The following is an 8,618-nucleotide window of genomic DNA, read 5'->3' as shown; positions in this document are numbered from 1 at the left end:
TAGGCTTGCTGAATATGCAGAAGAGATTAAACAAGTAGTCGCCAAAGGTATTCAAGTTGCTATTGTAATAGGTGGCGGAAACATTTTTAGAGGTTTAGCAGGCGCAGCAACAGGGATGGATCGTGTACAAGGAGACCATATGGGTATGCTTGCCACAGTGATTAATGGTTTAGCTTTACAAAGTGCTTTAGAGATTAAAGAAGTACAAACAAGACTACAAACAGCAATAAAAATTAACGAAGTAGCAGAGCCTTTTATCCGAAGAAAAGCAATGCGACACTTAGAAAAAGGCCGCGTAGTAATCTTTGGAGGAGGAACAGGAAACCCATATTTTACTACAGATTCAGCTGCTGTACTTAGAGCTATAGAAATTGAAGCAGATGTAATTTTAAAAGGTACTCGTGTCGATGGCATATATAGTTCTGATCCTGAAAAGGATAAAAACGCCACTAAATTTGATACTATTTCCTTTAAGGAAGTTTTAGACAAAGGGCTAAAAGTAATGGACACCACTGCTTTTACCTTAAGCCAAGAAAATGAATTACCTATTGTAGTTTTTGATATGAATACAAAAGGTAATCTATTGAAAATTGTCAATGGAGAAAACATTGGAACCATTGTAAACCTATAATTTGGCTCCATTATTGTTAGATATAATTAAAAAATAACTAATGAACGAAGAAATACAATTTATACTAGACAGTACAAAAGAAGGTATGGATTCTGCCATGCTGCATTTAGAAAAAGCATTTTTAAAAATACGTGCTGGTAAAGCCAGCCCAGCAATGTTATCGAGTGTAATGGTAGACTATTACGGCTCCCAAACACCTTTAGCACAAGTTGCAAATGTAGGCACTCCTGATGCCCGGACTATTACTGCACAACCATGGGAAAAAAACATGCTTCATGAAATTGAAAAAGCAATTATGAATGCAAACCTTGGGTTTAATCCTATGAATAACGGCGAAAGCATCATTATCAATGTTCCTCCATTAACAGAGGAAAGAAGAAGAGATTTAGCCAAACAAGCTAAAGGAGAGGCTGAAGATGCGAAAGTTAGTATTCGCTCCGCAAGACAAGAAGCAAATAAAGAAATAAAAAAATTAGAGGATGCTTCGGAAGATTTAAAGAAAAACGCAGAGGGAGATATTCAAGAATTAACGGATAATTATACCCGAAAAATTGATGCTTTCCTAACTTTAAAAGAAGCTGAAATTATGAAAGTATAGATAATACTTCCATAATAATTTACAAAGCAGCCTTTAATGGGCTGCTTTCTATTTTTATAAACCCCTAAGAGCAATATTTAAAGTATGCTTCTTAGGAACACAACCTATCATTTTTTACCTTTGCAACTATGCTTTTTCTAAAGCATAGTTAAAAATAGAAGCTTTACTTAATGGTTGCTAAACTTACACAAGGATTTTGGGCAAAGACGGCCAATATAATTCTTAGAAACAGAATTTTAATTCTACTACTAATAGTAGCTTTTACTGTATTTATGGGAATGCAATGGGAAAACATGCGTTTCTCTAACTCCCAAGCTAATTTACTTCCAGACGATCACCCCGTAAACTTAGAGTACAATTCTTTTTTAAAGCAATTCGGTGAGGAAGGTAATGCTGTTGTATTTGCTATAAAAGACACTGCGTTTTTCTCAACAAAAAACTTTAACCGTTGGAACAAATTAAGTAAACAACTTGGAGCATTCCCAGAGGTAGATTTTGTTTTATCGACAGACAACCTACAAGAGCTTAAAAAAGATACCACCAAACAAGCGTTTGTTATGGTTCCTTTAATTAAGAGCGAGCCTAAAAACCAAGCTGCTGTAGATAGTATAAAGAACCATCTATTTAACGACCTTCCTTTTTACGAAAACTTATTATTCAACAAAGAAACTGGTACCATGCGTACCGTAATGTATTTAGATAAGGATATTGTAAATACCTCGGTAAGAAAAGATTTTATTCTAAGGGACATGACCCATCTTATTGAAAATTTTGAAGAAGAAACAGGCCTTAACGTACGTATTTCAGGAATGCCATACATACGAACTATGAATTCTCAAAATATAATTGATGAAATTGGAAAATTCATTTTAGCTGCATTAGGAATAACCTCTCTTATCTTTTTCTTCTTTTTCAGAAGCGTAAGAGCTACCATAATATCCATGTGCATCGTAATCATAGGAGTTATGTGGGCCTTTGGAATACTTGGCCTTTTACAATACGAGATTACCGTCCTAACCGCATTGATTCCTCCTTTAATTATTGTTATTGGTATACCCAACTGTATATTCTTAATTAACAAATACCAACAAGAGATAAAAAAACATGGGAACCAAGCCCTATCTCTTCAAAGAGTAATTTCTAAAATAGGAAACGCAACTTTGATGACGAACATCACTACGGCCTCTGGTTTCGCCACCTTTATAATCACCGACAGCAAACTATTAAAAGAATTTGGTATAGTTGCTTCCATCAACATTATTGGGATATTTATACTATCTCTTCTTATAATTCCAATAATATACAGTTTTATGCCTCTACCAAAGACAAAGCATTTAAAACACTTAAATAAAAGATGGATCGATGCCTTTGTAAACTGGACAGAACGCATAGTACGTCATAAAAGAATTGCAGTTTATATAACATCTATAACTTTATTAGTAGTTAGCATCATCGGAATTTATCTAATAGAAATTTCAGGCAGCCCCATTGAAGACATGCCAAAAAAAGCAGAATTTTTTAAAGATATTCGTTTTTTTGAGCAAGAGTTTGATGGTATAATGCCAATTGAAATTGTAGTAGACACCAAGCGCCCAAAAGGGGTGTTAAAACTTGCCACATTAAAAAGAATGGACCGGTTAGGGAATATTATTGAAGATATCCCAGAACTATCTAAGCCTATTTCTGTTGTAAATCTGGTAAAATACTCTAAGCAAGCATTTTACAGTGGCATCCCTAAATACTACCAATTACCAACTACCCAAGAAAATAATTTTATTATGGATGTTGCTCGTAAATCTACGAACAACGGAAATATGCTAAAAAGTTTTGTGGATAGCACAGGGCAAACTGCAAGAATAACCACTTTCATTAAAGACGTAAAGACTAGTCGCATGGAAGAAATTGAAATAAGACTAAAAGAACACATTGCCAAAATATTCCCTAAAGAAAGGTACAATGTATACATGACAGGAAGCGCTTTGTTGTTTTTAAAAGGCACTAAATATTTAGTAAAAAACTTAATAATGTCGCTTGCTCTTGCGATTGGGCTAATAGCATTATTCATGGCGTATTTATTTCGTTCGTTTAGAATGATTGTAATTTCTTTGATACCAAACCTATTGCCCTTACTTGTCACCGCAGGAGTTATGGGCTATGTTGGCGTCCCTATAAAACCCTCCACAATATTAGTATTTAGTATTGCTTTTGGTATATCTGTAGATGACACTATTCACTTTCTCGCTAAATACAGACAAGAATTAATAGTTAACAAATGGCGTATTGAAAAATCCGTTTATGCCGCCTTACGAGAAACTGGAGTAAGTATGTTTTATACTTCTATAGTTCTTTTCTTTGGGTTTTCTGTCTTTGTAATTTCTGATTTTGGAGGTACTGTAGCCCTTGGAGCTCTTGTATCCGCTACTTTATTATTTGCTATGTTAGCAAACCTAATACTCCTCCCTTCCTTGCTGCTTTCATTAGAACGAAGTATAGCCAACAAAGAAGTACTCAAGAAACCGCAAATAGACATTCTTCCCAAAGAAGAAATAAAAATTAAGGATACAAATAAATAGACTCGTCTTAATAAGCTATTTATACACATAAGAAGACTTCCATTTTTTATTAAAAAGGCTATCTTTGAGTTTTTAATTTTTGATGTATTTTTAATATGAAGTCCACTAGTGTAAAAGAACTATTATCTGGAAAACATCTATTACAGGAAGTCACTGTAAATGGATGGGTAAAAACCTTTAGAAGCAACCGTTTTATAGCCCTTAATGATGGCTCTACATTAAACAATTTACAATGTGTTGTAGATTTTGAAGAGCTAGACGAGAATCTATTAAAACAAATAGCTACTGGTGCGGCGTTAAAAATTACTGGGACTTTAGTAGAAAGCCAAGGCCGTGGTCAGAGCGTAGAAATACAGACTAAAGACATTTACGTTCATGGTACAGCAGACCCTGAGACCTACCCTATTCAACCAAAAAAACACTCCTTAGAATTCTTAAGAGAAAAAGCTCATTTACGCATCCGCACAAATACTTTTGCTGCAGTTATGCGCGTTCGTTCTGCTTTATCTTTTGCAATACACCAATACTTTAGACAAAACGATTTTAATTATTTCCATGCCCCTATAATTACTGGTTCGGATGCCGAAGGTGCAGGAGAAATGTTTAGAGTAACTACTTTAGATCAAAAAAACCCTCCATTAACAGAAGAAGGAGAAATTAATCATAAAGAAGATTTCTTCGGAAAAGAAACTAATTTAACTGTATCTGGCCAGTTAGAGGCAGAGGCATACGCAATGGCCTTAGGAAAAGTATATACTTTTGGCCCTACTTTCAGAGCTGAAAACTCTAACACATCTAGACATTTAGCGGAATTCTGGATGGTAGAACCAGAAGTTGCCTTTAATGATTTGGATGACAATATGGATTTGGCTGAAGATTTTATTAAAGATGTTATTAAATACATTGTAACAAACTGCTCAGAAGACCTAGAGTTTTTAGAGAAAAGATTATTAGACGAAGAAAAATCTAAACCACAAGCAGAGCGTAGCGAAATGCCTTTATTAGAGAAACTAAAGTTTGTTTCTGAAAACAATTTTAAAAGAGTAAGCTACACTGAGGCTATTGATATATTAAGGAATTGTAAGCCAAACAAAAAGAAAAAATTTAAGTATCCAATAGATGCTTGGGGCGCTGATCTGCAAAGCGAACACGAACGCTACTTAGTAGAGAAACACTTTAAATGTCCAGTAATCTTGTTTGATTACCCAGCAGATATTAAAGCATTTTATATGCGCTTAAACGAGGACGGTAAGACGGTAAGAGCCATGGATATTCTTTTTCCAGGTATCGGAGAAATTGTTGGCGGTTCTCAAAGAGAAGAACGTTTAGATGTATTATTAGAAAAAATAGCAGCTTTAGGTATCGATGAAAAAGAACTTTGGTGGTATTTAGATTTAAGGAAATTCGGAAGTGCGGTGCATAGTGGATTTGGACTAGGTTTTGAGCGTCTTGTACTTTTCGCTACAGGAATGAGCAACATTAGAGATGTAATTCCTTTCCCAAGGACACCACAAAATGCGGAGTTTTAATCGGATTTACTTAACTTTATAAACAGTAGAAAGTAATCCTATGCTTAAACAACATTTACAGTTTAAATTATCACAAAAATTATCTCCTCAACAAATTCAGTTGATGAAGTTAATTCAGTTGCCTACACAGGCTTTTGAACAACGTCTTAAGCAAGAATTAGAAGAAAACCCAGCGTTAGAAGGTGGCAAAGAAGACAAGGAGTCATTAGAAGATAATTATGACGATGTGTACGAAGAAGACGATAGCGAATCTATCGCCGCAGACGACATAAATATAGATGACTATTTAAGTGATGACGAGGTCCCCGATTACCGAACTAAAACAAATAACTACAGTGCTGATGATGACGAAAAAAGTGTTCCATATGCAGCAGGCACAACATTTAATCAATTCCTATTAACCCAATTGAATACCGTATACCTTTCTGATGAAGAATGGGAAATTGCAGAATTTTTAGTTGGTAGTGTAGATGAAAGCGGGTATATAAGAAGGCCCATCACTGACATTTTAGACGATCTTGCTTTTACTCAAAATATATATACGAATGAAAATACTGTATTAAAAGTTCTTAAAATGGTTCAAGAATTAGACCCTTCTGGTGTTGCTGCGCGATCCCTCGAAGAATGTTTAATTATTCAATTAAAAAGAAAAGAAATTTCCCCAAGTATAGAATTAGCTATTGCTATTCTAGAAAAATCTTTTGAGCAATTCACTAAAAAGCATTACAAAAAACTAATTAACAAACACAACATAACAGAAGAACAGCTCAAGGGAGCTATATCTGAAATAGAACGACTAAATCCAAAACCAGGTGGCTCCTATGCCGGTAATAATAGAATAGTAGAGCATGTAGTTCCTGATTTTTCTATAAAAATTGCAGAAGGAGAATTAGAACTCACATTGAACGGCAGAAATGCTCCAGAACTACATGTTAGTAGAGAGTACAGCAATATGCTTCAGGGCTACAAAGATGCTAAAGAAAAATCTAAATCTCAGAAAGACACTGTTCAATTTATAAAACAAAAATTAGATGCCGCTAAATGGTTTATTGATGCTATTAGACAAAGACAACAAACTTTGTTTATTACCATGAATGCCATAATGCAATACCAGAAGGAATATTTTTTATCTGGCGATGAACGTAACCTTAGACCTATGATATTGAAAGATATCGCAGATGAAATTCACATGGATGTCTCGACCGTATCCCGTGTTGCAAACAGCAAGTATGTAGACACACCTTATGGAACCAAACTAATTAAAGAATACTTCTCTGAATCCATGAAAAATGAACAAGGAGAAGATGTTTCTACAAAAGAAATAAAAAAAATATTAGAAACTGTTATAGCTGAGGAAACCAAGAAAAAACCTCTTACAGATGATAAATTGGCAGCAATTTTAAAAGACAGAGGATATCCTATTGCCCGAAGAACAGTTGCTAAATATCGAGAGCAGCTAAGCATCCCTGTCGCTAGATTACGTAAACAAATTTAATGAGAACTTTCCAAGAGGTAATCTCCTATATTTTTCACCCCTTATTTACTCCACTAATTGGCACATTATCTTATTTTGTTTTAACCCCAAAATACAGCCCTATAAACATCCAAAGCGGCAACATATTACCGATTTTTATCTTAACGATTATTATTCCTATTATTTCCTATTTCATTCTTCGTAATATAGGGGTTGTAAATACCGTTTTTATGCCCACTTTACAAGAAAGGAAATACCCTTTATATATTAACATAGCATTACTTTTAATGGTTGTATACAAGGTAATACCATACAACTACACCAGCGAACTCTACTATTTTTTTATTGGCCTCATTTGCGCATATTCTAGCTCTTTATTACTCCTGTTTTTTAATTTTAAAAGCAGCATGCATTTAATAAGTATGGGCAGCTTAATTATGTACCTAATAAGCCTTAGTGTTCATTTTGAAATAAACATCATATTTGCCTTATGTTTTTTTATCCTTGCCACTGGACTGGTCGCCTCCTCTAGACTTTATTTAAAAGCGCATAGCAAAGCAGAAATTTTAGTTGGCTTTATCGTTGGTATCACCTCACAATTACTAACTATTAAATTTTGGCTCTAGACCTTAATTAGACAAAACCTCTCCTTCATATGTAGTGTAATTTATTTTCAAAGCATTTACCTTTCTAAGCTCTTGCTTTATATCTGAAACAAGACCCACATTTGCTTTCTTATCTACTTTTAAAGCCACTGTAATAAACCCTCTTAAATAACTAGGTTTTTTTGCTATCTCTGCCAAAACAAAGACCCCAACATCTAAAACATTTGCTAGTTTATAATTCAATTGTATTTTAGGCTCCTCACCAACTACTTTTATATAATTTCTAGTAGGCCAAAACCCTATCCTTGCTCTCCATTTTCTTAATCTCTGTTGCATTTGGCAATACATTCTCCTCTTTCAAAGCATCATCTTTCATAACCTTTACAGTCATAAAAAAGAATAAAAGCATAAACACAATATCTGGCAAAGAAGCTGTTGAAACTTCCTGTGTTTTAGCCATATTACTATTTTTAGATTTAGACATAATACAAGGGGTTTAGTTCCTATTAGCTTCAGACAAGTTCAAAGGGTACATTTTCTGAATAAATTTTATCTTTTCCAATACCTCCTTCTTTTTACTAGCAACAACATTAGGGCTTCTATAAATAGCTTCTAAGGACCTAAAATCTAAATTATACACTAACTAGACTCCCCTGTCCTAAGTTCACTATAAGCCATTAATAATTGGCCCTGTACAGCTATATAATCTTCATAAGCAGCCTCTCTACTCGTTACCAATGATATTATTGCCTTTAAAGGACTATCTGAAGATTTAACATCCCGTTTTCCTTTACAATAATCACAGTAACCTTTATCAGCACTAATTGCTCCTCCATTATCCAAAAAGTCTATTGCTACTAATTTTAAGTCTTTTAAGGGCACTAAGCCATCAAATCAATTAATAAATCACCCTCACTATTTACAGTTATGGATAAAATGTTCTTCTTCTTTACATTTATAACTGGAATAGTTTCCATAGACGGCAACATACGGTCCATTCCTGAATCCGTTTCAATACTAGTAGTAACCAAAAAAAAAGAGGAGTAATAAAAAAGCAATGTCTGCCATTGAGCCCGCACTAACCTGAGGCACTTCGTCTCTTAAATCCATAAATAATACATTTAATTAAACAATATATTTTGCCTAGCTAAGTGTATAAATTTAACAATGTAAAATTGTGGGTGAATTACTATTAATAAAATACTAAC

7 protein-coding genes and 1 pseudogene are annotated in these 8,618 nt (G+C 34.2%); 5 read left to right on the top strand and 3 right to left on the bottom strand.

Features of this window, described 5'->3' with window-relative positions:
* The 5 genes from pyrH to rpoN form a co-directional block, all read left to right on the top strand.
* On the top strand, positions 1-631 hold a 631-nt coding region (gene pyrH, locus QZZ51_RS15235; protein ID WP_291871214.1), incomplete at its 5' end, for a UMP kinase.
* Positions 632-671: 40 nt separating this feature from the next.
* Positions 672-1,229 carry a ribosome recycling factor gene (frr, locus tag QZZ51_RS15230; protein WP_291871212.1) on the top strand — a complete coding sequence of 186 codons (558 nt, stop codon included), beginning with the start codon at positions 672-674 and terminating at the stop codon, positions 1,227-1,229.
* 170 nt (positions 1,230-1,399) lie between these two features.
* Positions 1,400-3,802, top strand: coding sequence for an efflux RND transporter permease subunit (locus QZZ51_RS15225; RefSeq protein ID WP_291871210.1), 2,403 nt, complete (start codon positions 1,400-1,402; stop codon positions 3,800-3,802).
* A 95-nt stretch (positions 3,803-3,897) separates the two neighbouring features.
* Positions 3,898-5,331 (top strand): asparagine--tRNA ligase, encoded by a 1,434-nt coding sequence (gene asnS, locus QZZ51_RS15220; protein ID WP_291871208.1) that lies wholly within the window; start codon positions 3,898-3,900, stop codon positions 5,329-5,331.
* A 40-nt stretch (positions 5,332-5,371) separates the two neighbouring features.
* Positions 5,372-6,826, top strand: coding sequence for an RNA polymerase factor sigma-54 (rpoN, locus tag QZZ51_RS15215; protein ID WP_291871206.1), 1,455 nt, complete (start codon positions 5,372-5,374; stop codon positions 6,824-6,826).
* A gap of 608 nt (positions 6,827-7,434) precedes the next feature.
* Here rpoN and QZZ51_RS15210 read toward each other — a convergent pair.
* From QZZ51_RS15210 to QZZ51_RS16685, 3 genes and pseudogenes are all read right to left on the bottom strand, one after another.
* Positions 7,435-7,894, bottom strand: a pseudogene (locus QZZ51_RS15210) (biopolymer transporter ExbD).
* A 155-nt stretch (positions 7,895-8,049) separates the two neighbouring features.
* Complete coding sequence (locus QZZ51_RS16690; RefSeq protein WP_366511987.1) at positions 8,050-8,292, bottom strand: hypothetical protein; 243 nt, start codon at positions 8,290-8,292, stop codon at positions 8,050-8,052.
* Positions 8,292-8,441, bottom strand: coding sequence for a hypothetical protein (locus QZZ51_RS16685; RefSeq protein ID WP_366511986.1), 150 nt, complete (start codon positions 8,439-8,441; stop codon positions 8,292-8,294). Before QZZ51_RS16685 ends, QZZ51_RS16690 begins: the two co-directional genes overlap by 1 nt.
* Between the last annotated feature and the right edge of the window lie 177 nt (positions 8,442-8,618).

Origin of the sequence: Maribacter sp. (assembly GCF_016744255.1) — a bacterium.
GTDB lineage: Bacteria > Bacteroidota > Bacteroidia > Flavobacteriales > Flavobacteriaceae > Maribacter_B.
This window is presented reverse-complemented; position numbering and strand designations above follow the sequence as displayed.